The organism is Serratia silvae (assembly GCF_023282985.1).
In the GTDB taxonomy this organism is placed as follows: Bacteria; Pseudomonadota; Gammaproteobacteria; order Enterobacterales; family Enterobacteriaceae; genus Chania; species Chania silvae.
In genome coordinates, this window is the sequence record NZ_JAGQDC010000001.1 from 391,328 (window position 1) to 416,746 (window position 25,419).

General features: G+C 52.3%; 25 protein-coding genes. 16 read left to right on the forward strand and 9 right to left on the reverse strand.

The features are described from left to right. Positions 1-13 precede the first annotated feature (13 nt). The 4 genes from fimG (at position 14) to KAJ71_RS01755 (ending at position 2,792) form a co-directional block, all read left to right on the forward strand. Positions 14-520, forward strand: coding sequence for a type 1 fimbrial minor subunit FimG (gene fimG / locus KAJ71_RS01740; RefSeq protein WP_375540712.1), 507 nt, complete (start codon positions 14-16; stop codon positions 518-520). 13 nt (positions 521-533) lie between these two features. Further along, entirely contained in the window at positions 534-1,451 is a 918-nt protein-coding gene (locus tag KAJ71_RS01745; RefSeq protein ID WP_248944095.1) for a fimbrial protein, read from the forward strand. Between the two features lie 64 nt (positions 1,452-1,515). Continuing rightward, positions 1,516-2,178, forward strand: coding sequence for a helix-turn-helix domain-containing protein (locus KAJ71_RS01750; protein ID WP_248944096.1), 663 nt, complete (start codon positions 1,516-1,518; stop codon positions 2,176-2,178). Then, positions 2,178-2,792 (forward strand): helix-turn-helix domain-containing protein, encoded by a 615-nt coding sequence (locus tag KAJ71_RS01755; RefSeq protein ID WP_248944097.1) that lies wholly within the window; start codon positions 2,178-2,180, stop codon positions 2,790-2,792. Before KAJ71_RS01750 ends, KAJ71_RS01755 begins: the two co-directional genes overlap by 1 nt. Positions 2,793-2,902: 110 nt before the next feature. On the opposite strand, the gene KAJ71_RS01760 is transcribed toward KAJ71_RS01755, so the two are convergent. Beyond that, complete coding sequence (locus KAJ71_RS01760; RefSeq protein WP_074031653.1) at positions 2,903-3,478, reverse strand: tyrosine-type DNA invertase; 576 nt, start codon at positions 3,476-3,478, stop codon at positions 2,903-2,905. Positions 3,479-3,908: 430 nt separating this feature from the next. Between KAJ71_RS01760 and KAJ71_RS01765 the strand changes: the two genes are divergently transcribed. Both KAJ71_RS01765 and KAJ71_RS01770 read left to right on the forward strand, forming a co-directional pair. Beyond that, on the forward strand, positions 3,909-4,160 hold the full coding sequence (locus KAJ71_RS01765; RefSeq protein WP_248944098.1) for a DinI family protein: 252 nt from the start codon (positions 3,909-3,911) through the stop codon (positions 4,158-4,160). Between the two features lie 176 nt (positions 4,161-4,336). Next, positions 4,337-4,726, forward strand: coding sequence for an SHOCT domain-containing protein (locus KAJ71_RS01770; RefSeq protein ID WP_248944099.1), 390 nt, complete (start codon positions 4,337-4,339; stop codon positions 4,724-4,726). A gap of 63 nt (positions 4,727-4,789) precedes the next feature. On the opposite strand, the gene yiaA is transcribed toward KAJ71_RS01770, so the two are convergent. Together yiaA and KAJ71_RS01780 are read right to left on the reverse strand one after the other, a co-directional pair. Next, a complete protein-coding gene (gene yiaA, locus KAJ71_RS01775; RefSeq protein ID WP_248944100.1) occupies positions 4,790-5,242 on the reverse strand; it encodes an inner membrane protein YiaA in 453 nt (150 codons plus the stop codon). 152 nt (positions 5,243-5,394) lie between these two features. Then, positions 5,395-6,213, reverse strand: coding sequence for a winged helix-turn-helix domain-containing protein (locus KAJ71_RS01780; protein WP_248944101.1), 819 nt, complete (start codon positions 6,211-6,213; stop codon positions 5,395-5,397). Positions 6,214-6,919: 706 nt separating this feature from the next. Between KAJ71_RS01780 and KAJ71_RS01785 the strand changes: the two genes are divergently transcribed. The 6 genes from KAJ71_RS01785 to KAJ71_RS01810 all read left to right on the forward strand — a co-directional run bounded on the left by KAJ71_RS01785 (position 6,920) and on the right by KAJ71_RS01810 (position 13,400). Continuing rightward, positions 6,920-7,300, forward strand: a complete 381-nt coding sequence (locus tag KAJ71_RS01785; RefSeq protein ID WP_248944102.1) for a winged helix-turn-helix domain-containing protein — start codon at positions 6,920-6,922, stop codon at positions 7,298-7,300. A 118-nt stretch (positions 7,301-7,418) separates the two neighbouring features. Further along, on the forward strand, positions 7,419-7,958 hold the full coding sequence (locus tag KAJ71_RS01790) for a fimbrial protein (protein WP_248944103.1): 540 nt from the start codon (positions 7,419-7,421) through the stop codon (positions 7,956-7,958). Positions 7,959-8,009: 51 nt separating this feature from the next. Further along, positions 8,010-8,714 carry a fimbria/pilus periplasmic chaperone gene (locus tag KAJ71_RS01795; protein WP_248944104.1) on the forward strand — a complete coding sequence of 235 codons (705 nt, stop codon included), beginning with the start codon at positions 8,010-8,012 and terminating at the stop codon, positions 8,712-8,714. A 74-nt stretch (positions 8,715-8,788) separates the two neighbouring features. Beyond that, positions 8,789-11,443 carry a fimbria/pilus outer membrane usher protein gene (locus KAJ71_RS01800; protein ID WP_248944105.1) on the forward strand — a complete coding sequence of 885 codons (2,655 nt, stop codon included), beginning with the start codon at positions 8,789-8,791 and terminating at the stop codon, positions 11,441-11,443. An 84-nt stretch (positions 11,444-11,527) separates the two neighbouring features. Further along, positions 11,528-12,703 carry a fimbrial protein gene (locus KAJ71_RS01805; protein WP_248944106.1) on the forward strand — a complete coding sequence of 392 codons (1,176 nt, stop codon included), beginning with the start codon at positions 11,528-11,530 and terminating at the stop codon, positions 12,701-12,703. A gap of 124 nt (positions 12,704-12,827) precedes the next feature. Beyond that, entirely contained in the window at positions 12,828-13,400 is a 573-nt protein-coding gene (locus KAJ71_RS01810) for a helix-turn-helix transcriptional regulator (protein WP_248944107.1), read from the forward strand. Between the two features lie 45 nt (positions 13,401-13,445). Here KAJ71_RS01810 and KAJ71_RS01815 read toward each other — a convergent pair whose 3' ends face one another. From KAJ71_RS01815 to KAJ71_RS01825, 3 genes are all read right to left on the reverse strand, one after another. Continuing rightward, positions 13,446-14,900 (reverse strand): alpha/beta hydrolase, encoded by a 1,455-nt coding sequence (locus KAJ71_RS01815; RefSeq protein ID WP_248944108.1) that lies wholly within the window; start codon positions 14,898-14,900, stop codon positions 13,446-13,448. Between the two features lie 150 nt (positions 14,901-15,050). After that, on the reverse strand, positions 15,051-15,518 hold the full coding sequence (locus tag KAJ71_RS01820; RefSeq protein WP_248944109.1) for an outer membrane lipoprotein: 468 nt from the start codon (positions 15,516-15,518) through the stop codon (positions 15,051-15,053). Positions 15,519-15,806: 288 nt separating this feature from the next. Next, entirely contained in the window at positions 15,807-16,259 is a 453-nt protein-coding gene (locus KAJ71_RS01825) for a periplasmic heavy metal sensor (RefSeq protein WP_248944110.1), read from the reverse strand. Between the two features lie 142 nt (positions 16,260-16,401). Between KAJ71_RS01825 and KAJ71_RS01830 the strand changes: the two genes are divergently transcribed. The 3 genes from KAJ71_RS01830 to KAJ71_RS01840 are packed head-to-tail and all read left to right on the forward strand — an operon-like array spanning position 16,402 to position 19,667. Beyond that, positions 16,402-16,575: a hypothetical protein gene (locus tag KAJ71_RS01830; RefSeq protein WP_248944111.1), complete on the forward strand. Its 174-nt coding sequence runs from the start codon at positions 16,402-16,404 to the stop codon at positions 16,573-16,575. After that, the gene (locus KAJ71_RS01835) at positions 16,565-18,337 is read left to right on the forward strand and encodes an ATP-binding protein (protein ID WP_311292383.1); all 1,773 of its coding nucleotides are present in this window, start codon (positions 16,565-16,567) and stop codon (positions 18,335-18,337) included. The genes KAJ71_RS01830 and KAJ71_RS01835 overlap by 11 nt, the downstream gene beginning before the upstream one ends. Further along, the gene (locus tag KAJ71_RS01840; protein ID WP_248944112.1) at positions 18,324-19,667 is read left to right on the forward strand and encodes a sigma 54-interacting transcriptional regulator; all 1,344 of its coding nucleotides are present in this window, start codon (positions 18,324-18,326) and stop codon (positions 19,665-19,667) included. Before KAJ71_RS01835 ends, KAJ71_RS01840 begins: the two co-directional genes overlap by 14 nt. Positions 19,668-19,855: 188 nt before the next feature. On the opposite strand, the gene KAJ71_RS01845 is transcribed toward KAJ71_RS01840, so the two are convergent. Further along, a complete protein-coding gene (locus tag KAJ71_RS01845) occupies positions 19,856-20,593 on the reverse strand; it encodes a carbonic anhydrase (protein ID WP_248944113.1) in 738 nt (245 codons plus the stop codon). 255 nt (positions 20,594-20,848) lie between these two features. On the opposite strand from KAJ71_RS01845, the gene mltB reads away from it, so the two are divergent. Further along, positions 20,849-21,928 (forward strand): lytic murein transglycosylase B, encoded by a 1,080-nt coding sequence (mltB, locus tag KAJ71_RS01850; protein ID WP_248944114.1) that lies wholly within the window; start codon positions 20,849-20,851, stop codon positions 21,926-21,928. 170 nt (positions 21,929-22,098) lie between these two features. Here mltB and KAJ71_RS01855 read toward each other — a convergent pair whose 3' ends face one another. Both KAJ71_RS01855 and KAJ71_RS01860 read right to left on the reverse strand, forming a co-directional pair. Continuing rightward, the gene (locus KAJ71_RS01855) at positions 22,099-23,268 is read right to left on the reverse strand and encodes an HlyD family type I secretion periplasmic adaptor subunit (RefSeq protein WP_248944115.1); all 1,170 of its coding nucleotides are present in this window, start codon (positions 23,266-23,268) and stop codon (positions 22,099-22,101) included. Between the two features lie 10 nt (positions 23,269-23,278). Continuing rightward, a complete protein-coding gene (locus tag KAJ71_RS01860) occupies positions 23,279-25,417 on the reverse strand; it encodes a type I secretion system permease/ATPase (protein ID WP_248944116.1) in 2,139 nt (712 codons plus the stop codon). Between the last annotated feature and the right edge of the window lie 2 nt (positions 25,418-25,419).

Consider the following 25,419-nt stretch of genomic DNA (forward strand, 5'->3'; position numbering starts at 1 on the left):
CCGGAGACAAAGGATGAACACAACAAAGCTTGGTCTGATCGCTGGAGGGTTACTGATGATGGTGCTATCCAGAGCGCATGCGGCCGATGTCAACATCACCATCAACGGTAAGGTGGTGGCAAAACCCTGCACGGTATCCACCGTATCTACCACGGTAGATCTCGGGGATTTATATACCTTCAACCTGCTGTCGGCTGGTGCCACTTCGCCATGGCATTCGGTGACGTTGAACCTCACCAACTGCCCGGTGGGGACCTCAAAGGTAACCGCGACCTTTTCCGGCACGGCCGATAGCAGCCGAAGTTATTACGCCAATCAGGGAGCGGCCCGCAATATTGCGTTGCAACTGGCCGATAGCAACGGCCTGAATCTGCCCAACGGCAGTACCAAAGCTGTTGCGGTGAATGACGCATCGCTGGCTGCCAGCCTGATTTTGCAGGTGAGGGCCATTACGCCCGGAGGCAATGCGACTCAGGGATCGATTCAATCCCTGATCAACGTGACTTATACCTACTCCTGATGATGAAGAACATATGAAACACTTAATCAGCGTATTTCTGAAATATCTCGGTGCAGCAGCGCTAGTGATAGGCTATTCATCCAATGCTCATGCTTTTGCTTGCCGAACGGCGGCTGGTGCGACCATTCCTATCGGCGGTGGCAGCGCCGACGTCTTTGTTACTTTATCTCCGCAGATCGGGGTGGGCCAAAACCTGATTGTTGATTTGTCCACCCAGATATCCTGCCGAAATGATTATCCAAATAGCCGAATAGACTATGTTTCTCTGCAAAGAGGTTCGGCCTATGGCGGTGTGCTGGAAAATTTCACCGGCAGCTTTGTTTATGACGGTTCGTCTTACCCATTCCCGACGACCTCTGAAACCAAGGCCGTGACTTATAGAACGACCACCATGACGCCATGGCCCGCCGTACTTTATCTCACGCCTATCAGCACCGCAGGTGGAGTGGCTATAACCAACGGTTCTTTGATTGCGGTTTTAAACATGCATCAAACCAATAACGTGGGGGAATCGCACGCGTATATATGGAATATCTACGCCAATAATAGCGTGGTGATCCCTACCGGGGGGTGTGACGTTTCGTCCCGTGATGTCACCGTGAACCTGCCGGATTATCCGGGAACCGTGTCGGTGCCGTTGACGGTACGCTGCGCTCAGCGCCAAAACCTGGCCTATTATCTGACCGGGGCAACCACGGATACCGCATCCACGATTTTTGCCAACACCGCATCAGCGCCGGTGGCTCAGGGGGTTGGCATTCAGCTTGCCAACCGTAACGGTGTGCTCGCCACCAACAGGAATGTTGCATTGGGCACCGTTGGTAGTTCGCCAGTCAGTTTGAATTTGACCGCTAACTATGCGCGCACTACGGGTCAGGTCGTGGCCGGTAACGTCAAGGCTTTGGTGGGTGTGACCTTTTTGTATCCTTGAATGTGCTTTTGAACGCGACCTCAGCCCGGGGAACGGCACTAAACACGGTTATTTAGGAGGAAAAATGCAGCAGGTAAATCATCATCAAGCCGAGCATGTGGCAGCGGAACACCGCAAACGAATTCTGGTTGTCGAGCCATCCAGGATCAATTGGATCGGGCTGCAAAGGTTACTGGGTGATGCGGGTCGCACGGAGTTAAGTTTTTGCCGGGTCAGCAAATTGACCGATGCTAAAAAGAAAGTTTATGAATTTAAACCTGATGTGATCTTGTTTAGCTCATTATCTCGTGGCATGGACTATCTGTCGTTATTATCCTTTTTGTCAGATATTGCCAGTTATCATTTAAAAACCAACTCGGTGATCTGGTTGCAGCATGATATGGCCTGGATGGTGCAACTTCTCCACGCTTTCGGGGTGGATACGGTATTGATTGATCCGGTTAACCTCTATCAAATCACCCAATGCTTTGGCAGCGAACAGACTGACAAAGTGCCGAAAAATGCGGCTTTATTAGGTAAACAGGAAAGATTAATTGCGCTGGCCTTACTGCGCGGGCGTAGTGCTACGGCTATCGCCAATGTGACTGGCAAAGATGTACGCACCATCAGTACGCAAAAGAAATCGATCATTAGAAAGTTACAGATGACAACCAATGAGGAACTCTACCTGCTGGCGGGTAGGCTGGTTTATTTAACCAAGATAAACAGACTGAGTGGTGAGACGTGATGAAAAAAATAATGATTATGCATCCCTGCATTGTTACCTGGCATGGCCTGTATCAGTTATTCAGGCGCAAGCTGCCCGACGCTGAGATTGTACCGGCGCACTCTATCTATGATTTGGTGTTTAACGATGATTTATCTGATGTTGATCTGATCGTCAGTGAGCTATATGGCCTGAATGAGAATATCACTATGGGAGTGAAGCTGCTGTCATTTGTTCAATCGGTCAGGCAGGACAAGCCGCTACTGATTATGACCGATGTGCCTGGACAACAGGTGTTGGATTACCCGGGTTACCTGCCTGGGGCATCCTATATTGCTCTATCTGAAGATATTCGTCAGCTAGTTAATCAGGTCGATCGGGTTTTGGCTGGCAATATTGTTATCAGTCCGTCTTTGCGTAGAGAGCAGGAGATTAGGCTATTCAACGTCGATGCCAGACCTTTTTCCCGTTCGGAAATAAAGGTTTATAGCTTATTGCAGGAAGGCTTCAGTATCTCGCAGATAGCGAAGAAGATTTCCCGCAGCGTCAAGACCGTGAGTGCGCATAAACGCAACATGATGGGAAAGCTTGGCATTGAGAGTGAAGTAGAGCTTTATGCCTGTTTTAATCAATAGTCAAATATCGGTTACAGCCAGGTTTGGAGATCGTTGGTTACGCGATCTCCGGCGGTGGCAGGAATGGTTTGCCGCATAGTGCTCGAAAAAGTAAGGTTGCTCTGGCGGATTCAGCCGTTTTTTCGTTTACCTGCTTCCCATATGCCAGCGAATCGTGCCGCATTACTGGCGGTATAGCGTACGGTATGGCGGATATTACGGTGCCCCAGATAATCCTGGATCAAGCGGGTATCGGCGCCTCTTTCCGCCAGTTCATAGCCGCAGGCATGGCGTAGCATATGGGGATGCGTATTGATGACCGTACCTGCCAGTTCGCCGGCCTGGCGAATAATGCGCCAGGCTTGACCGCGCGATAACTGGGTTCCTCGCTGAGAAATAAAGATAATGTCCGGGTCTGCGCCTGGTTTCCATTGGGCCCTGAGCTGCTTCCACTCCCTGATTGCCTCGCATTCGTCATTCATCAGGGGATGAACGGTAGAGAAGCCATTTTTAAGCCGGCGTATATTTATCCGTCCTTCGACCATCTCAAGATCGCGAAAACGCAGGCGCAGCAGCTCGCTGATACGAAACCCGTGGCGGAAAGCCAGTAGGATCAGACAGCTATCTCGTACTCCAGTTTGTGTCTTTCTGGCAGCACTCATCAGGTTGCGGACTTCTGTCAGAGTGAGAAATTTACGCTGTACCAAAGAAAACTCCTATACTTTCGCTTAAAAAACGCCAGAGTTAGCATTAAATAGAATAAAATTCTTACTTACCATTTTCAAATCCCAATGGTGCAATAAAATGTACTAAACATTCAGTTAGAGGTAATTTTGCAGGAAAGTTCCTATTTTGAATTTATTGCGATGTTACAGGTGGTGGCCGACAATATCCAGTATTTACGGGGGAGAGAATTTGTACCGTTTAAATAGCATTTATAATACAGTCTGCAAGTTGACTATTTCCCGTTAATATAACGATTATTGGGTTTCTTAATGGTGTAAAATGTAATTAATTTCATCTTTGTCAGAATAAAAAATTGATGTATAGCGCAATGAACCGGTACTAGCCAAAAATTGTGCATTGAGCCTATCATGATAAGGATAACCCCCGTGCCCATTGCTAGAGGTTGCCAATATGAATATTCAAATAAAAGTTGATAACCATCTGTTCGACAACTTGTCTGAGAAAGCCCGTGAGGCCCTGCTGGACGAACTGCAAACTCGTGTCCATGAAGTCTACCCAGCCAGTCACCTCACGGTGATCGCTGGGCTGAATGATAAGACTGAGATAGTAGCCAGTGATTTTTTTAACGATGTTGAGGCAAAGCTGACCGTGCAGGAAATTGTCGACGATGTCAGCCTGCATGGCCATTGGCGTAACGCATAGCCCTCACCTTACCCCTGAGGGGCCCGTGCTTTACCCATCCAGATGCCCTCCCTGCGCCGTATTTTTCCCACCCAACATGGAAAAAATGAAAGTACGACATATACTTATGATGCTAAAGCTGACTCTCTGATTAAACACCGTTTTATTCTGGTTTTGCTGGACCATAAGGAGCGATAATGACTTATCACCTACTCACCCTGTGGGATATTCTGGTTACCACGTTTTCATTTTTCTTTTTCATCGCCTACCTGTTTATTCTGTTCCAGGTCGTTTCAGACCTGTTCCGCGATCACCAACTGAGCGGCTTTTATAAGGCGGTATGGATTGTGTTCCTGCTGTTCATCCCGTTGTTAACGTCCCTGGTCTATCTGATTGCCCGTGGCAAAGGCATGGCCGAGCGGCATCGTGCGCAAGTGCAAAAATCCGTCTCAGCCACCAACGAGTATATCCGTGAGGTTGCAGGCAAATCGCCAGCCGAGCAAATTTCTGACGCCAAAAGGCTGTTGGATGATGGTGTGATCACCGAAAGTGAATACCAGCAGCTTAAGGCTAAAGCACTGGCCTGAGGTTGAAGTTGGCAGAAAACATCACTGGAGAGGGAAAGGGGGCTGCAAGCCCCCTAATAGAAATCATTCGGCAGGGAACTGTGACCCCACGTCTTCGTTATCATCCCCTTCGGCACTGCGCTGATTAGCCATATCGCGGGTGTTTTTCTGCACGGCAATGGCGCCGAACAGGCTCAAAAAGAAGGAAACACCGTAGAAACCCTTTTCACTCAGCAGCAGTTTGGCATTCCACAGGCCAATGCACAGCAGGCCAACGGCGATGGCAAAGGCCACCCAGCAGGTGATGATGTAGATATGGGTCACCGGCAGGTTGTCTTGCAGGTCGCGCACCGTTTTCTGGATGGTGATGGCGCTGAACAGGCCGAGGATCAGAACGGCAAAGTAGTAACCTTTTTCATTCAGTTCCATCTCGGCGTTCCATAACCCCACCAAAAACACGGCAAAACCGCCCAGCAGGGCCGCCCAGGAGGCGAGAATAAAAGCAGATGAGGTGGTATTTTGTGTCGTAGTGCTCATGTGGTATATCCCTTAATAACAAGAAAACTCCCTTACTCCCAAGAGGTACACCACTTGGGAGGTCTCTTGCAATCTACCGGTCCTGTATGACGAATGCAACTACGCCGCCGCCGATCGTTGACTAATGGCTTTGCCGATTAGCCAGAAAATCCCTAACGGATATCCGCTGGTTTTAGGCTGGCACGTGGGTCATGTTTATTATCGATTTTAAATCGAGATGAACATCTCAGGTCGCCTGTCGCGGTGGTATCGCAAAACAACACCAGGGTGCTGTGGTTCGCCGGTATGTTGGTAATGTAGACGAACTCATCTGGATTGCAAACCACGTTATTGACGGTTAAATACTCCTTGTAGCCCGCCACATTGGTTTGCAGATCGTTTCTATCTATATAGACAGAACATTGATTGATATTGGCAACTTTATTGTGGCTGTTAAAAAAACGTACACTTTGCGACTGATTGCTGGCCAATAGCAGCAGCATAGCAATGCTGAACGCCGCATAAAGGCCATAGCGCAATAGCTTTTTTAGGTTTAAGCCTGTTCGTTTTGGTGGCGGCATTTCTGCCTGCGGTTTCTCGGCGGGGAGCGGCTCTGGTTTATTGCTTTGCTGCACAATAATGTTGGCGCTTTCTTCTTGCTGTATTTCAACTGTGCCGGAAAAAAACACCCCGACTTTGGGAATCGTTCTGATGATGTTTTGGCTCAGCCCGGCTTCCCGCAGCCCTTTTCTTACCAACGAGATGTTCTGATAGAGCGTATTGGCGGTGACATATTGACCATTTTTTTGCCATACCTCGTTAAAAAAGTCGCTTTGGCTGATCACCTCGCCGGGGCGTTGCAACATTAATTGCAGGCAACGGCTGGCAGGAACGTTCAAAACGGTTTCTTTACCCCGAGCGCGCAGCGGGCACAGGCGGTGTTCTTCGGGGAGGTACAGTACGGTATCGTTAATTATAATTTTATGTTTCATTTCAATGTATTATCTTTTATTCGGTTTGTTTAAAGTATAGTTTAACCGTTTATAGCGGGGTGAAAAATCAGTAACAATTCACATTTATTTAAAAACAATCTGTTAACAATAAATCTTAAATGAGAGTTACTGTCATTTAAGAGCGATTAAGAATGGTCTTTTCTGAGTTAATACTATTTATTAATTTATTGAATTTCATGTTTTTTTTTGTTCTTTTTAAGATTAAAACTACTTCACTAAGAAAAATCCCACTAATGACCTAGTATTTATTCCATCAGCAAGGGAGGAGAGAAGTAAGGCTGCTTCATCTTGCTGAGATAAAGGATAGCTTCACCGGTAGAGGATTTTATATATCGGCATGGCAGATAAATCCTAACCTTGGGTTTGTAGGTAATGGGTTGAATATCAATGAGTAAAATTTAATGGCTAGCTATAAATGTCGTAAAATAAAAATCTTTGACATTTATGACTACTCAAAAGAGGTGAAGTAATGAGATATGAAAAATATCAGGGTAATTCGTGTTAGCTAGCGGTAAGCTCTGACTTAATTTAGTTGCTCAGCATTTATTGCTGTTATGAGGCATTTAGAGATCGCAATGTGATAATCCTGGCGCGGTTGCCATAGTGGAAATTGCTTCTATAATGTCTCACTTAAGGGAGGTTTGTTATTTTTGTTACAAAATCAAAATAACAATCCGAGATACATATGGAAAATAGACTTTATGGATTCATAATTGATGATGACATTCAATTCGATATTGCCAACCGCAGGCTCCTTTATTATTCGGATGGGGCTTCTGAACGCACCTTGTTTTTCAAGGTTATCTCTCTAAACGAGATCCAGACCCGATTACTGATTTATTTGCTGGCGAATAGCCGGGATGCCGTCATCTATAAAAATGACATAATGAAAAACGTTTGGGATGCGGTTAATTTATCTTCGTCCAGCCAGCGTTTATGGCATGCTATAAATGAGTTGCGTAAAAAATTGACGTCACTTGGTCTCCCGGAAGATTTTATAGCGAACGTTCATGGTATTGGCTATTCCGTCGATAACCACAGAGTCTCTTCGCTATTTATTAAGTAAGTTGTTGTAAATATAAATGCTGAAATAATCTAGCTATACCCATGCCTATGGGTATCCACCAGGCCATTTTAATGGATATTAAAATGGTATTCATAATACAAGGTAAGTAGGAATATATATGAAAAAGTTAACAATCGTTGCATCCCTGATCGCTGTTTTCGGTACTGTTGGTCTGGCTCAGGCTGCCTCTACCGGTACCATCACTTTTAACGGTGAACTGACAGCCAACACCTGTGACGTGTCTATTGACGGCCAGCCTACTGACGCGACCGTGATCCTGCCAACCGTGAGCACTGGCACGCTAAATACTGCCAACCGTACGGCAGGTGACACCCGCTTTATGATGGCGCTGACCAACTGTGCTGATTCGACTCAGACCGCTTCCGCGTTCTTCCAGGCCGGTGCAACAGTGGATAGTAATGGCCGCTTGATCAACGGTGGTACTGCTAGCCAAGTTAGCCTGCAACTGCTTGACGGTTCAAGCTCGACTCAGGAAGTGATCAAGATCGGTAGCCAGGATCAGGTAGCGAAAACCGTTTATAACGGTATCGTTGGCGGTAGCGCCTCTCTGCCGTACATCGTTCGTTATTACGCAGAAGGTGCAACCACTGCCGGTACCGTAATCAGCAACGTTGTTTATTCTATTCAGTACCAGTAATGGACTGTGGGAGGGGGCGCGCCCCTCCCAATCTGTCAGTTTTCGGAGTTTATGATGAAGTTTCTTTCTATTAATGCGCTGCAAGTTGGCACTTTTGCCGCCGCAGCCTTGTTTAGCGTCAGTAGTCTGGCTAGCGTGGTGATTAGCGGTACGCGGGTAATTTACCCTTCTGATGCCAAAGAAGTCAGCGTCAAAATCACCAATGGCGGTGCCTCGCCGGTATTGCTGCAAAGCTGGATCGATAACGGTGACGCCGACGCCAAGCCGGCGGCGATCAAGGTGCCGTTTGTCCTGACACCACCGATGAACCGTGTGGAGCCAAGCAAAGGCCAGACGTTGCGCATCAGCTACGCCGGTGGTTCGCTGCCGATGGATAAAGAATCGGTGTTCTGGCTGAACGTGCTGGAAGTTCCGGCCAAATCCCAGGCGAAAACCGCCGAGAATCGCTTGCAGATGGCTTTCCGCTCGCGCATCAAGCTGTTCTATCGCCCAGCGGGTCTGGAAGGTAACGCCAATGAAGCGGCTAAAGCGCTAACCTGGAACAGCCAGGGTAACCGGATTCAGGCCACCAACCCAACGCCTTATTATGTCTCGTTGGTCAATCTGTCGGTTAATGGTAAAAAACTTGACCATGCGATGGTGGCCCCCCGTAGCTCTATGACATTGGACTTGGCGGGTAGTGCGGGTAGTAAGGTTACAGGAAGTTTCGTAAATGATTACGGTGCGGTTAATATTTTTGATGCCGTAATAGAATAACGCCCCGCTATATAAAACACTCTCGCATTAATCAGTTGATTGCTATTCAGGAATCAGTTCTTGAAGGGATATCTATGTCTAAATCTTTACAATATCGCCTGCGTAGCCAGCTATCTCCACTGGCCATAGCGATTATATCGACTTTTTTTGTAGCCAACGTTAATGCTGAGATCGCGGTTTCTACACCACAATATATTGCCAAAAATCTTGAGTTCGATGCCTCTTTCCTGAATGTGGATGATGAGAATTCGGTTGACCTTAGCCGCTTTGCCAATGGTTCTTCGGGCTTGCCTGGGATCTATAAAACGGCTTTATATATTAATAATCAACCGGTCAGCAATACCGATATTGAATTTAAGGCGCGGGCAGATAACAGCGTTTATCCCTGCCTGACCCGCGAACTGATTAAAAACATTGCGTTTGATTACGCCAAGCTGCCGGCGGATTTTTTAACCTCGCTGGACAAAGGGGATGTCTGTTTCGATCTCCAGCAGCGGCTGCCCGAAGCTCAGGTGAATTACGACAGTAACGAGCAACGTCTGGATATTATGGTTCCGCAGATTTACATGCTCAATACCGCTCGAGGCACCGTGAGCCCGGAGCTGTGGGACAGCGGCGTACCGGCGTTGTTGCTGGGCTATAACGTCAATGGCTACACCAGCGAATCTCATGGCAGCAGCTATAACTCGCTGTTTGCCGGAGTGAACGCCGGGGCTAACGTCGGAGCCTGGTATTTGCGCCACAATGGTTCCTATAGCCGGATGGATAACGGCGAGAGCCAGTACAGCAACCTTAATACCTATTTGCAGCGTGACATCCCGGCGCTGAAAGCGCGTGTCCTGATGGGGCAGTCGAGTACCTCCGGTCAACTGTTCGATACCGTGCCGTTTACCGGTATGCAACTGGCCAGCGACGAGCGCATGTTACCGGAATCTCTGCGCGGTTACGCGCCGGATATTCGTGGTATTGCCCGCACCAACGCCCGTATCACCGTGCGTCAGGGCGGTCAGATACTGTACGAAACGACGGTCACACCGGGTGAGTTTCTGATCAACGATCTGTACCCGACCGGCTACGGCGGCAATCTGGACGTTACGGTACGTGAATCCGACGGCACCGAGCAGACCTTCAGCGTGCCTTATGCCTCGGTGGCCCAACTGTTACGGCCAGGGTCATCGCGTTATGCGATCACGGCGGGTGAGGTGCGCAGCGACAACTTGCGTGACAAACCGGCGCTGTACCAAGCGACCTATCAGCTTGGCCTGACCAACACCGTCACTGGCTATGGTGGCCTGCAGGCCAGCCAGGATTATTACGCACTGCAACTGGGAGCCGCCGTGGGTACACCGATCGGTGCCCTGGCATTTGATGCCACCCAGGCTCGTGCCCATTTGGATGACAGCACCGATGTTGATGGTCGACGTCGTTCGGGTAGCAGCCTCAGCGGGCAAAGTTATCAGGTGAGCTACAGCAAAATGATCAGCGAAACCAACAGTAACTTGTCGTTGGCGGCATACCGCTTCTCCACCGATGGTTACATGGATTTTATGACCGCGATGCAAACCCGTGATGCGGTGGCGCAAGGTTATTCGCCGGACTCGATTTCGCGTGCCAAAAACCGCCTGACGGTCACTGCTGGGCAAGGCCTGCCAGAAAACTGGGGCCAGCTGTATATCAGCGGTTCCTTGCAGAACTACTGGAACAAAGACGGTAGCGAGAAGCAGTACCAGATGGGCTACAACAATCGTTACAAGGATTTGACTTACGGCCTGAGTGTGAACCGCAGTTTTTCCAGCCTGGGCACGTCGCAAACCAACTATTTGTTGAGTTTCAGCCTGCCGCTGGGAAGCAACGAACAGACACATACACCACAGCTACGTATGGATCTGTCCCATGACAGCAGTGGCCGTTATGGTCAGCAGGCGACGGTATCCGGCAGTACCGGGGCGGAGAATCAGTTCAGCTATGGCGTGACGGCGATGAATGCCAATCAGGGCCAAGGCAGTAACGGATCGCTGAATGGTAGCTACCGTACCCCGGCTACGGCGTTGAGCGGCACTTACAGCACCGGTAAAGGTTATCAGAGTGCTTCTGCCGGGATGAACGGCACGGTGATCGCCCACTCTGGCGGGGTGACCTTTACGCCGTACACGTCGGATACCGTTGCGCTGGTGGAAGCCAAGGGGGCAGAGGGGGCGAAAGTTTCCTCGTATCCCGGCGTGAGCATCGATTCACGGGGTTACGCGATAGTGCCTTACCTGAATCCGTACCAGATGAATGAGGTCAGTATCGACCCGAAAGGGACTGCGGCCGGCGTGGAGTTGGACAACACCAGCCAGAAGGTCGCGCCGTATTCCGGAGCGGTAGTGAAGATGAAATATATCACCAAGCAGGGGACGGCAATCCTGATTAACTCCACCTATCAAGGTGAGCCAGTGCCGTTCGGCGCCGATGTCTTTGATGGCAAAGGCAACAGCGTGGGCACGGTGGGCCAAGGCGGGCAGCTCTATGCCAGAGTGGCGCAAGATAAGGGCCAGCTGCGCGTGAAGTGGGGCGACAACAGCGCCATGCAGTGCATCGTCAGCTATGTGCTGATGCCGATGGCTAAAGGAAGCAAGCAAGAGCAGATACAGCAATTCAACTCTCCTTGTGCAGCGACGGCATCAGCGAATACCCAGAAAACGAAACTGGCGAATAATGGCGCGATTTCGCCTGTTAACCAAGGTTAACGGCCAGGCATGACAACTATTTTCCTTTCTGGCATTGGCTGCCAGAAAGAGGGTTAATGATAAATGAAGTTATCGATAAATAAAGTGTCGGGCCTGCTCGGCGGCATGTTGTTAAGTGTTATTAGCACCCATAGTTGGGCCGTAGCCAATTGTTCGTTTGATGCTGGTGCAACCCAAACGGAAACGGTGCCGTTGAGCCCGCCGGTGATTTCTGCCGGGGCCGATATTCCCGTAGGGACGATACTTTATCAAGGCAGTTGGTCGATGAAAAACACCAAGATGGGGTGTCAATGGGCGCAGGCCGACGTAGGTAAGTCATTTTGGTACAGCAGCTCAACGCTGATTAGCAATGCTCCGCTGCCTCTGAGTGGCTTAATGACTGGCCCGTTTGCGGGGGCCGTCTATCAAACGAATATTCCAGGGATTGGCGTGGTGATGTCACGAACCCCTGATGGCAATCCGATAATACCAACCAGGCCCGCAGTGACCACCGATGCAGAGAACCCTATCAGGCAGGTTAGCAATGAATTAGGGGGAGCCTTGGATTTTGCTGGTTCAACACGTTATGTCTCGCTTATTAAAACGGGGCCGATCACGCCCGGCAGTTTTACATTGAGCGGGGCAAATCTCCCGAGTATCAGGACTATGATTGAACAACCGGTAAATAGCCATCCTGGCTCCGTCGCTGTCACCGGGCTGCCGTTTACTTTTTATAATATCAATTTCCAGGGAACCCTGACGATCGCTACACAAACCTGCGCGACGCCGGATGTGTCGGTGACACTGGGTTCTTTTGAAATAAAAGATTACTTCACCCAAATTGGTGCGACCACCCCCTGGGTGGATGCGTCTATCAATTTGACCAACTGCCCGACATTTTACGGTTTTTATAATAGTACCAATACCACGAAGCTGATGGATTACAGCACGGGACAGTCGACGGTCTCCACGGCACTGAATAACAGTATTGGCGTGAGACTGGCCCCGACAACCTCGGTACTTGATGCTGCCAATGGGGTGATGGCAATCGACTCGACGGTATCTGGTGCGGCTTCAGGCGTAGGTATTCAGATCGGTTGGGGTGAAAGTAGCCAAGCGCCGAAGCTGTTTAACCTGGCCTCAGAACAAACGGTGGCGTTGCCAAAAGACGGTAGCCCAACCATTCGTATTCCTCTGGCTGCCCGCTATATTCAAACGGCTGCGAACCCTACGCCGGGCGAAGCGAATGGCAAAGTGGTGTTTACCATAAACTACTATTGAGTTACGGCCTGCGGATAGCGTAATTCATGACGATAAAAACGTTCAACTCGGCCATCTTTTAGCCTCGGCTTGCTGTGACATTGATGAGATGGAGATTCATTTTGCATTAAGGAGCGCCATTGATATGTCTGGAAACATTAATATAATTACCGATAATTATTATTTTTTTGTCGGACTGAAGGCATATTTACATGCCGAGGGTAGAGTGATTAACCTAATGTCAATTAATGAACTGAAAAACACCAGTTTCAGTAGCTTTGGCAAAAAAGACGTGCTGGTTTTTCATATATTGAATTCAATGAGTGCAATGTCGTTCTTGATTACGGTTGCCAAATTTCCGGGGAAAGTAATTTTTTTGCCACGCGAAATGAAAATAAAATTCAATCTGGATTTTGAGCGGCATAGTGCCTCGGAAGAGGATGCCGATGCGGTGTTTAAAGCGTTGGTCAAGATTTTAGGCGGGGAACCTTCTGTTGCTACTTTTCCCCAGGATAGCTTAACCGGCAGAGAGAAGGCCGTATTGCTGTATATGATTGATGGCATGAATATGCAGGCTATCGGCCACAGCTTACGTATATCAACCAAAACTGTGTATACCCACCGGCGTAATGCTTTGCATAAACTTGGGGTGCGTAACCTGTTTCAGGCGTGTCCAATAAACACCAGTGTGCTCAATTCAGCTATTTTTGCCAGTTGAAAACACGGCCAGCGACGAATGGACACTGGCCGTGTTTAACCTACTTTATTTCGTTGGTGCCGGGCCGATGTTGTCATCGATACGTTTGAGCAAATAAGGGAAGAACGGGTTCGAGGATAGACGCATCAGCGAATCCAACCCGACCACTAGCACTGCCCGCTCACCACGTGCGGCAAAGGTACCCAGGCTGATGCCGTATTGATTGCGTGGTTCAGGGTAACGTCCGTACAGGGAATCACTCAGCGGGAATGGCAACGCTACGTGCGACAGCGAGAAGATATCCGGCAAATAGGTGATACCAAGCAGATCCGTGGTCTCTGCCGTTTGCCCTGCGACGATAGTGCGCGCCTCGGTATCGGTAGTTTCCGGCGTCACGTTGGTGACAACGGTAGCCGTATAGTTACGCGGAGGTGGTGGCAATAGCCTTGGCAGTGCGGTATAGGACGAACTTCTGAGTAACGGCCCAAATGCTACCGCCTGGTTTAAATCAAATAAAACCACCTCACTGCCGTTGGCGGGCAGATGGTTATACAGGGCGGTGATCACCGCACGGGTACTGACGGTAGAGTCCATCACCGATTGGAACGTCAGGATCGGTGGCAATTCGCCCATTTTGCCGTTGCGCGAGTCAGCGGCAATCTGCTTTTGCAATGCCTGAGTTAGCAGGAAGGATTGACGCGCGGCGTTCACCGGGAACGAATTATATTTGAACGGGTTAAATTCCGGTACAATCCCCAACCAGGCCGCCTTGGCAAACGCCGGGAAGATGGCTGGCCAACCGGCAATACCGGCAAAACGGGCAAAGCTGGTGACGCCGATCATCGGTGAAATCAGCACCACGCGCTGGGGTCTGGTCAGTCGAGGGTCATCCAACGCATCCAGCGTGTATTTCATCGCCAATGCGCCGCCGTTGGAGAAGCCAACGATATGCAGCGGTACGTCGTCACCCGCCAGGCGTTTGGCTTCACGGATCGCCAGCCGTGTCGCGGCTAACCAATCTTGCCAATCCACTTCGGTCAGCGCTCCCGGTACGGTGCCGTGCGCCGGTAAACGAATGCCGACCGCTACATAGCCATATTCACGATAATTATCCGCAATATGTCGCAGGCTATAAGGGGTATCGGTCAAACCATGCAACAGCACCACGGCGCCTTTCGGTCTGCCGTCCGGCATCATGATGTAGGAGCGGTTCCAGTCGGTGGGAAACTTTTCGGGGTAGATCGGGCTGTCGACATAGTAGCGGTTCAACGAGGTCTGCTGGCTGCTGTCCAGTTTGTCGGTCACATTCTGGCGGACCTCTTTGAAAATAGCGTCCTCGGCGGTCAGATAGTCCGCCCAACTGGCCTTATCGATCTCATCGGAGTGCATTTCATCGGGGACAAAGGTATGCCAAAGCTGTAGCGACGGCCCACGCTGGGTATCATAAATCCTTGCCCCCAGCGCACCGATAATTAATACCACCAGCAGCAGGGCAATGCGTTTAATCCATTTGATAAACATCAGGTTTAACTCCGTTTTTTTATTGTAATGGCCGAGCCGGAAAACTCGCTATAATTCCCGCAAGGGGAGTTCGTCCCTGAAGTCTGTATCCCATCAGTAAGGGGGTCATGTTGCGGCCTGACACCTAAACCGTGAAGCTACCTATTCCCTTTAGCGTGGTGATACGGTGGTGGTGCTGCCATTGGTCACCAGTGCGACGCGTTGCCCATTATGGAACTGGGTTGAGCCCTGTGCCTGAACGACCACGATATTCACGCCATCATCCCGGCGCACTTCAAGTTCCACCCCGGCGCTGCGGTTCATGGCGCTTTGGATACCTGAGCCAGCAGCTGCGCCCCCCACGGCACCCGCCGCCGTTGCCAGATTGCGTCCTGAGCCGCCACCCACTGTATTACCCAGGAAGCCACCAACTACGGCCCCGCCGATAGCGCCAGCGGCGTTGGTGCCATCACCTCCCTGGATGGTTACCGGGCGCACGGATACCAGCGTGCCATAAGTAACGAAGTTGGCCTGCCTGGCCTGTGCTGCGGTAAAGGTATCGCCGGAAGCGGTGCGATTAGCGTTACATCCGCTGAGAACGGCAGCAGCAAGAGCGACAATAATGATGGTTTTATTCATGAGAAAACTCCGAGCAAGTTAAGTGCACAAAGAGACAGTCGCTGTCTCATGCAAATAAGTATGGCAGGAACTTGATTTTATTCAGGTGCTACGAAAAATTATCTTCGGGTGCAAGAATAAAGATTAAGAATTTTAGTGTGTTGTTTTAAGTCAATTTACCGAGAATATTCTCATTTATGAGGGTTGTTAATTATTCGGTCGGGGGGTAAATGAGTCGCGGGGGATTGGTGGGAGAAACCAGAGCGGGTCTGGTGTTCCCCCTACTTTAATTAAGCGTATTATTATGACTTAACGGCAGCCACGACCGCCGTGCATCCCCGCTCCGCCCATCCCGTGGCCCATCATCGGCACGCCGGCCTTGGCCAGTTCCGTATCCAGTGCTACGCGTTGTTGGTACAGATTGTCACGCAATGCGGTAATTTCTTTGCTCACGGCCAATATCTTCTGCTCATCCAAAGGTTTGCCGGTCAGCAGCGCCTTGTATTCATATTGCTTGGACATCAGCTGTTGGCGCAGATCGGCGGTTTTCGACTGGAACTCATCAAAGGCTTTCTGGCTGACGGCCTGCTGTTCTGGCGTCAGATTCGCACGGTTGCCGTGCTGATAACCCATCCCCTGATGAGTTTCCTGTGCATTGGTCATGTTTGCGTGGTTGCCATTTTGCGCCAGCACGGTAGTGCTAACACCGGCCAGCATGGCAACGGAGATAATGGCGGCTAGGGTGGTTTTAGTCAGCGTCATGATTCATTTCCTGTTGTTTACGGTTTATGGATTCAATTTTCTTATTGCAACCGTCGTGCCAGCTTCAGACTGGCATGGGAATTGTATAGATCCTGGATCATCGTAATGCTCAGCCAACGGGCGTCACCAAAGGAACTTCAGCATGCAGGGCGTTGATTTTATGACAGCAATAAAAATAACTGACTGCGGAGGATGGCCGTTTGCTGACCGTACCGCAGCCATAAAGTGGGTTATTTTTACTCGACATGCTGTTAGTGTGGGTAATAATTACCCGCACGCTGGCGTGTCGGTTGCAGAGGAAGCCAATGAAATTTAAAACCAAATCGACGCTCTTACCTGCCTGGATAGCGATCGCTGCGGTCGCGTTACTGCTTGGCATTATCATCACGCTGGCTATCAAAGACCTGCAGCGTGGACGTGAGGTGGAGATCCAAACGCTACGAGAGAAAAGTTCAGTGCTGATGAGCTCGTTTGAGTCCGGTGCCCGTACCGGTATGGGCATGCGTTGGCGTCACGATCAGCGTCAAACCCTGTTGGAGGAGATGGCCTATCAGCCGAACGTGTTGTACATCGCCATCACCGACCGTTCCGGCCGCATCCTGGCGCACAGCGATCGGCAACGCGTTGGCCAGCAGTTGTATAGCCCGCAACAGATGGCTGAGCTGAAGGTCTCCAGCGATGAACAGTGGCATATGACGACCTTTGATGAGCCGCAGAATGGGCGGCAGAATGCTTTCGAAACCTACCGTTGGTTTAAGCCGCTCAAGCGCGGCAGCGGTCACTCTGGCCATATGATGAACCGATCGCATATGCAGGAGGCTGCCGAGCCTCAGGATGATGAGCAGGCCGTCATTTTTGCGGCGTTTGACACTGTCGCGTTGGATGCCGCCCAGGCAAAGGATATGCGTAACACCTCCATTTTGCTGTCCATCCTGCTGTTGCTGGCGTTAGCCAGTTTGTTGGCGCTGTTCTGGGGGCGACGTTATCAACGTTCCAGCCAACAGTTACAGGACTCAAAAGCCTTCTCCAGCGAAATTATCAGTAACCTGCCGATGGGGTTGATCACCACCAATGAGCAGCACCAGATCCGGGTGGTTAACCATGCGGCAGAAGTGATGCTGGGCTGTGATGTTGCAGAGCTGTTTGGCCAGCCCAGCCATCAGGTGCTGCCTGCCGAATGGCAGCAACTGGCACAGAAAAGTAGCCACGGCCAGCCGATCATCGAACAGGATATTGACCATCGTCTGGCTGGTGGGCAGAGCCTGCCGTTGAGCATCAGCGTGGCAAATATTGTTAATCATGGCGGCCATTTTCTGGGCAACGTATTTATCTTCCGCGATATGCGGGAAATTCGCCAACTGCAAGAAGAGATCCGCCGCAAAGAAAAGCTGGCGGCTATCGGCGATTTAGCGGCTGGCGTGGCCCACGAGATCCGCAACCCGCTTTCTTCCATCAAAGGCTTCGCCAAGTATTTTGCCGACCGCTCGCCTCTGGGCAGCGAACAGCATGAACTGGCCAAGGTAATGGCGAAGGAGGTCGATCGTCTCAATCGGGTGATCACCGAGTTACTGGCACTGGTGCGCCCTGCCGATCTGCGTTTGCAGCGGGTGGCGATTAATGAGGTGATCGAACATTCGCTGCACCTGATCCGTCAGGATGCTGAGAGTAACAATATCGTCCTCCGTTCCCGCTGTGATGAAGCTTTGCCGCTGGTGGAGATCGATCCCGATCGCCTCACTCAGGTGTTGTTGAATCTGTATCTCAATGCCATCCAGGCGATTGGCTCGGATGGCGTACTCGAGGTTGAAGTTGAAGCGACCAAGGATGGGGCGATGCGCATTACCGTCAGCGACTCGGGTGCTGGTATCTCACCTGACGACCTTGGAAAAATCTTTAACCCTTACTTCACCACCAAGGCGACGGGGACTGGCCTGGGGCTGACCATGGTGCAGAAAGTGATCGAGGAGCACCAGGGGACGATCACCGTTACCAGTGGCCAACCAACGGGCATTCGCTTTGCAATGGTGATCCCACTTAGCCACCAAACACCGCAGGGAGAGGCTCATGCAGACGCCTAATGCACATATTTTGCTGGTTGAGGACGATCTTAGCCACTGCACCATCCTCCAGGCGCTGATAAACGGCTGGGGTTACCGGATCAGCGTGGCGCATAACGGCCGACAAGCGTTGGAACAGGTGAGGGCACAGCCGTTCGACCTGATCCTCAGCGACGTGCGGATGGCGGAAATGGACGGCATCGCGGCGCTGAAGGCCATCAAAAGCTATAACCCGGCGATCCCGATCCTGATCATGACTGCTTACTCCAACGTGGAGTCTGCCGTTGAAGCGATTAAGGCGGGCGCTTATGACTATCTGACCAAGCCTCTCGATTTCGATACGTTGCAGCTCACGCTGGCACGCGCGCTGGAGCATACCTCGTTAAAGAGCGAGAACCAGGATCTGAAGCAGCGCTTGCGGCTCGAACAGCGAAATTTTATTGGCCGCAGTGAGCCGATGCGCAAGCTGCTGGAAATGATCGCCATGATTGCCCCTTCCGAAGCGACGGTGTTGATCTGCGGTGAATCAGGCACCGGCAAGGAGCTGATAGCCCGGGCCGTACACGCCAACAGCCTGCGCAAGGAGCGGCCATTGGTGAGCATCAACTGCGCCGCCTTGAGCGAATCTCTGCTGGAGTCGGAGCTGTTCGGTCATGAGAAAGGGGCGTTTACCGGTGCCGATAAACGCCGGGAAGGGCGCTTTATGGAGGCTGACCAGGGCACGCTATTTCTGGATGAGATTGGAGAAGTTTCGCCGTTGATGCAGGCGAAATTACTGCGGGCTATTCAGGAACGGGAGATCCAGCGGGTGGGCAGTAACCAGACCCTGTCGGTGGATGTACGCCTGATCGCAGCGACCAACCGGAATCTGTTGGCGGACGTGGAGGCCGGCAGGTTCCGCCAGGATCTCTACTATCGGCTGAATGTGGTGACGGTGGATAGCCCGCCGCTGAGGGCGCGCCGCGAAGACATTCCCCTGTTGGCGATGCACTTTCTGGCCAAATTTGCTGAGCGTAACCGTAAGTCGGTCAAGGGATTCACCCCGCTGGCGATGGATATGCTGCTGAAATACCCCTGGCCGGGCAATGTGCGTGAGTTGGAGAACAGCGTTGAGCGCGGGGTGATCCTGCTGAGCGGGGACTTTATCAGCGAAAAGGAGCTGCCGTTGAGTATCAGCCAGTGTGTTGATGTGCAGCCGGAACGACAATGTAGCCAATCTATCCAGCCGTTGGATCAGGTAGAGAAACAGGCGATTTTGGCGGCGCTGGAACAAACCGCTGGCAACAAGACCGAGGCGGCCAAACAGCTCGGCATTACCCGTAAGACGCTGTTGGCCAAGTTACAGAAGTAGCCTCAGGCTTGCGTTCACGCCGCTAACCCTAACTCTGTGGGAGAGGGGGGGGAGTGATGAAAAGAAGGGGGTCATAATTAGCAAGATGATTATTGACGCGGAATGTTATGTAGTGCATTGATACTCAAGAAGCGTTATAAGGAGCGGCGAGCCGATGTTCGCCGCTATGGTGATGGGTTACCTAGGGGTTAAGCGAGAAATTCGACCTTGCCACCGTTCAGATGGTACATGCTGCCCACAATTTTGATTTTCCCTTCCTCTTCCAGCTTTTTCAGCACCGGGCTGTTTTTGCGGATATCGGCGATGGTCATCTCGACGTTGGTTTTGGCGACGGCATCGACAAATTCATAGTTGCTACCGCTGCGTTCGCCTTTAAATTCGGTCTTGTCGATGGCCGGCTTGATCTTGTTGAGCAGCCCGGTCAGGTTACCCAGCTCGACATTCTCGATGGCCCCTCTTATCGCGCCGCAGGCGGTGTGTCCCATTACCAGTACCACTTTGGCTCCGGCAGCGGCGCAGGCAAACTCCATGCTGCCCAGAATGTCGTCATTCTGGATGTTACCGGCAACGCGCGCGTTAAAGGTTTCGCCGATGCCGACGTCCAGCAGGATCTCCGCCGGGGCGCGTGAGTCGATGCAGCTTAAAATGACTGCTACCGGGAACTGCCCCTTAGCGCTGGCCTGCTTCTGGGCCACATAGTCATGCTGCTGCATTTTGCCTTCACGAAAGCGCATATTGCCTTGTTTAAAGCTTTCGATGATGTCGTCCGGTGTCATTTTGTCGCGCTGTGCTTTGGTCATCGCGGCGGCAAAGGTTACTGAAGGTGTGGTGAAACCGGCAATGCCGGTTATGGCTAATACCGAAAGGGCTGCGGTACGTTTTAGCAGGGCGCGGCGTGGCGGTTCTTGATCGGGAAACTTACTCATATACGTTATTCCTTGTGGGCTGTTTTGGAGATAAAACACGTTGATTGCGCCAGTTTCCAGGAGCAATACATGAGCCTGGCGTAGTGGCGTGCTTTGATAAAGGTAAGCGCTAGTAAGTGTATATGTGACCTTGCTTTTCAGTTGGGTGTTTTGTGAACAAAATGCGGGTATCGGAGAGCATATTCCTGTTTGTTCGCGTCAGACAATAGCTTAACATAGCGACAACTTTTTTTGCCTGGCCTATATGGATATCCGATGCGTCATCTGGTTACGCTTTTACCCCTGATCCCTTTGCTGGCTGCCTGTAGCAGCGGGCCTAAATCTACTGAGCAACTGGCCCCCCCAGATAGCCTGGTGCAGAGTGGCTTTGTGCTTGAACCGGAGCATGCCATTCATCCACTGGGCGGCGACTTTGCCAATAATCCGGCGACGGCGCGCTTTATCGACAAGATGGTGCAGGAGCACGGCTTTGAGCGCCAACAGCTGCATGACGTGCTGGCCCAGGCCAAACAGCTGGACTGGGTGGTAGCGCTGATGGATAAGCAGGCACCCGCTGGTAAGCCAGCGACGTCGCCAAACGGCGCCTGGATCCGCTATCGCAACAAGTTCCTGACGCCGGACAACGTGCAGAACGGGGTGGTGTTCTGGAATAAATATGAGGCGGATCTCCAGCGCGCCTATCAGGTTTACGGCGTACCGCCAGAAATTATCGTCGGCATTATCGGGGTGGAAACCCGCTGGGGCCGGGTGATGGGTAAAACGCGCATTATCGATGCGTTGGCGACGCTGTCGTTTAACTACCCACGCCGTGCCGAGTACTTTAGCGGTGAATTGGCCACCTTCCTGCTGATGGCCCGCACCGAAGGCGACGATCCGCTTTCCCTGCGCGGCTCCTACGCTGGCGCGATGGGCTACGGCCAGTTTATGCCTTCGTCGTTCAAGAGCTATGCGGTTGACTTCAACGGTGACGGCCATATCAACCTGTGGGATCCGGTGGATGCCATCGGCAGCGTGGCCAACTACTTCAAAGCTCATGGCTGGACGCGTGGGGCAACGGTGGCGGTGCCGGCTAACGGCCAGGCTCCCGGTTTGGAGACCGGCTTTAAAACCAATTACTCGGTCGCTACGCTGGCTGCGGCTGGGTTGACGCCGCAAGGCTCGTTGGAAGGGAATCAGCAGGTCAGCCTGCTTCGCCTGGATATGGGCAACCGTTATCAATATTGGTACGGCTTGCCGAATTTCTACGCTATTACTCGCTATAACCACAGCGTGCATTATTCGATGGCGGTATGGCAGTTGGGTGAAGCGGTGGGTAGAGCTCGGCGCGGGCAGTGAGTTTTTCTGATTTTTGAGCGAGTTTCAGGCGTAAAAAAACCCGATGGTGAATCGGGTTTTTTTACTTTCCGGCCTGAGTTGGTGGCTCTGACCAGGGTGAGAACATCATCATCTAACAACCCAATATTATTACCTTAAAGGTAATAATATTAGGCGCTGAGTTCATCCCATCAACGTTCCCGCAGTGACTCCTTCACCTTGTTCAGCGGCTTGATCAGGTAATCCAGCACGCTTTTCTGCCCGGTCTTGATCTCCACGCTGGCCACCATCCCCGGCACGATCGGGAACTTCTTACCCGCCTTATTCATCAGCTCCGCCTGCTTGGTACGCACGTAAACCCGGTAGTAATACTGGTCACGTTTGACCTCGTCCTGAATGGTATCCGGGGAAACGTTCTCCACTTCGCCATTCAGGTTGCCGTAGATCGACGAATCATAGGCGGTTACCTTGACGGTGGCGGGCAGGCCAGGGCGGATATAGGCGATATCCCGTGGGTTGATGCGGGTTTCGATCAGTAACTGATCTTCCAACGGCACGATCTCCATCAGCTTGCCGCCCGGCTGTAACACGCCGCCCACGGTGGTCACCTGAATATCTTTCACGATCCCACGCACTGGCGAAACCATGGTGGCGCGTTCCAACTGATCTTCCTTACCATTCACCAGTTCCAATTGGGCGTCCAGATCGGCGTTGTTTTTTACCTGCTCCTCACGCGCACGCACGGCATACTGGTTATTCGCTTCGTCAATCTTGCCGCGTAGCTCGCTGACCTGCCGCCGCAGGCGGATCACTTCAACTTGACCGGCAGCCCCTTTGGCGACCAGCGGCTCGGTCATGCGTAACTCCTGCTGGACCAACTGCATCGACTGTTGCAGGTTGCTGACGGTCTCATCACGGTTGCGCTTGCGGGATTCATACAGTTGGCGTTCACGGGCCACCAGACTTGGCTCCTTCAAGGTATCAGCGCTGAACTGAAGTGGCTCGCCGGTCAGCTCGGAGCGTAGGCGTTCGGCGGAGGCGCGCAGGGTGCGCACGCGGGAAAAGGCTTCGCCATAGTTGGACTGAAAACGTTTCACATCCAATTGCGCCAATTTCTGGCCCTTGTCGACGATGTCCCCTTCGTGAACGTACAGATGATCGATAATCCCGCCGTCCAGGCTCTCGATCAGCTGTGCCCGGCTTAAGGGCGTGACCTTGCCAGTGCCGACGGTAACTTCATCGAGCATGGCAAAATAGGCCCAGACCACAAACAGGATCATCCCCAACAGCGTCAACCAAAGTACCGAGGAATGCCGCCGCCCCTGGCGTGCCAGGTCGTCTTGCATGGTGATATTGCTCATTGGTTGCTCCTCATGCCACGCCCTGTTCTTTATTGATCGGCTTATTGGCCGCCTGTAGGATCTGATCCCGTGGCCCGTCGGCGACTACGCGGCCGTTATCCAACACCACGATGCGATCCACCAGCTTCAACAGCGCTGGCCGATGAGTGACCAGCACCAGCGTGCGGCCGCTGAGCCAGCCGTGCATTTGGCGGATCACGTACTCTTCCAGCTGTTCATCCATGGAGGCGGTGGGTTCATCCAGCAGCACGATTTGCGGGTTGCGCAGGATCATGCGGCTCAGCAACACCATCTGGCGCTGGCCGCCGGACAGGCCGCGGCCGCCTTCATGAATAATGCGATCCAGGCTGGCGGCGTCCTGTTGCACCAGGCTCAGTGCTCCTGAAATACGCAGCGCCTGAAGCATTTCCGATTCGGTAGCATGAGGGTGGCCGAGCATCAGGTTCTGGCGCAGGCTGCCGAAAAATAGCCGCGACTCCTGCGAGAGAAAGCCCAGTTGCCGGCGCACATCGCTGGGATCGATATGGCTGATATCGACCCCGTCGATGATCACCTTGCCCCGAGTGGCACTGGCCTGGCCGGAAAGCAGCTTCAGCAGCGTCGATTTACCCGCGCCTACCTTGCCGAGGATCGCCACCCGCTCGCCGGGTTTGATCTCCAGATTATTGACGGTGATCGAGTTATCCCCTTTCTCCACGTCGTAGCTGTATTGCAGATTGCGCAGTTGGAAATGGCCGTTGAGCACCGGGCAGTGGGCCATTTTTCCCTCTTCCGGCTTGTCGAGCGGCTTCTTCAACAGATCGTCAAGGCCGGTCATGGCGGTTTTGGCGTGCTGCCAGCGTGAGAATACCATGGTCAGCTGCATCAGCGGGGCGATGGTGCGTGAGGAAAGCAGGCTACAGGCCACCATGGTCCCGGTAGTGATATCGCCGGCGAGCACCAGATAGCTGCCAAACACCAGCATCCCGGCATAGGTTAGTTGCTGTACCGTCGAGGCCCAACCGCTGAGCCGTGCGCCCCACAGCCGCTGCTGCATACCGATGTTGGCGCTGACCGCGTGGGTCTGCTCCCATTGGCGTTGGAAGTAGGGCTCGGCTTGCAGCGCCTTGATATCTTCAACCCCTTCGATCGACTCAACCAGCACTGCGTTGCGCAGGGCGCTTTCCCGCATACCTTCCTTCGCCAGCTTAGCCATCGGCCATTGCAGCAAGATGCCAGGAATGACGATCAGCGGGATCGCCAGCATCGGGATAAATACCAGCGGGCCGCCGACCAGCGCCATGATGGCTAGAAACAGCAGTACAAACGGCATATCCGCCGCCGCGCCCACGGTGGTGGAGGTCAGTAATTCCCGCACCTGATCGATCTCCCTCAGCTGCGAGATAAACGAACCGGTCGATTTCGGCCGCGCTTCGTTTTTGATCGCCAGGGCGCGGGCAAACAGCATGCCGGAGATCTTCAGGTCGATTTTCTTGCCCATCAGATCGGAGATCACGGTGCGCGACAGGCGGATGGCATACTCCAGCGCCGCCGCGATCAGCACCCCAAAGAACAACACCCACAAGGTGGAGTAAGACTGGGCCGGAATAACCCGGTCATAGACCTGCATCGAAAACAGAATACCGGCGAGGGCCAGTACGTTGCTGATGATCGATGCCAGTGAGATCTCGCCGATTTGCCGTTTGGCCCCGCGAAAATGTTGCCAGAACCAGTGTTTGCGGTAGGGCTGCACGAAGTCGTCGATACGCGCATCCTGCCCGCGCTCCGCCGCCCCCAGCAGCACAATGCTGCCTTGCCCTTTGAGCAGCAGCTCCACCAGCTCGGCCTCTCGCTGCACGTCGCCGCTGTCGCTGAGCCAATACAGCGCCTTGCCTTCGCTGTCGAGGGACTCGATCACCATCAGGCCGCCGTCGTCGATCTCGATCAGCGCAGGCAGGATCTCGTTACGCCAGCGGACTTTCTCTCGCGGCTGCAAGCTGACGCTAAGCCCCATCAGGTGGCCCAGGCGCTCTAACCGGCGCGGGGCAGGCAGTTGTTCATACCAGCGCATTTGCTGGCGGACGGATTTGATATCGACAGCCAGACCGTAGCCGTTGGCCGCCCGGGCCATGGCTGAGATCCAGGTTTCGAGTGAGGCAGGTTGTGACATAA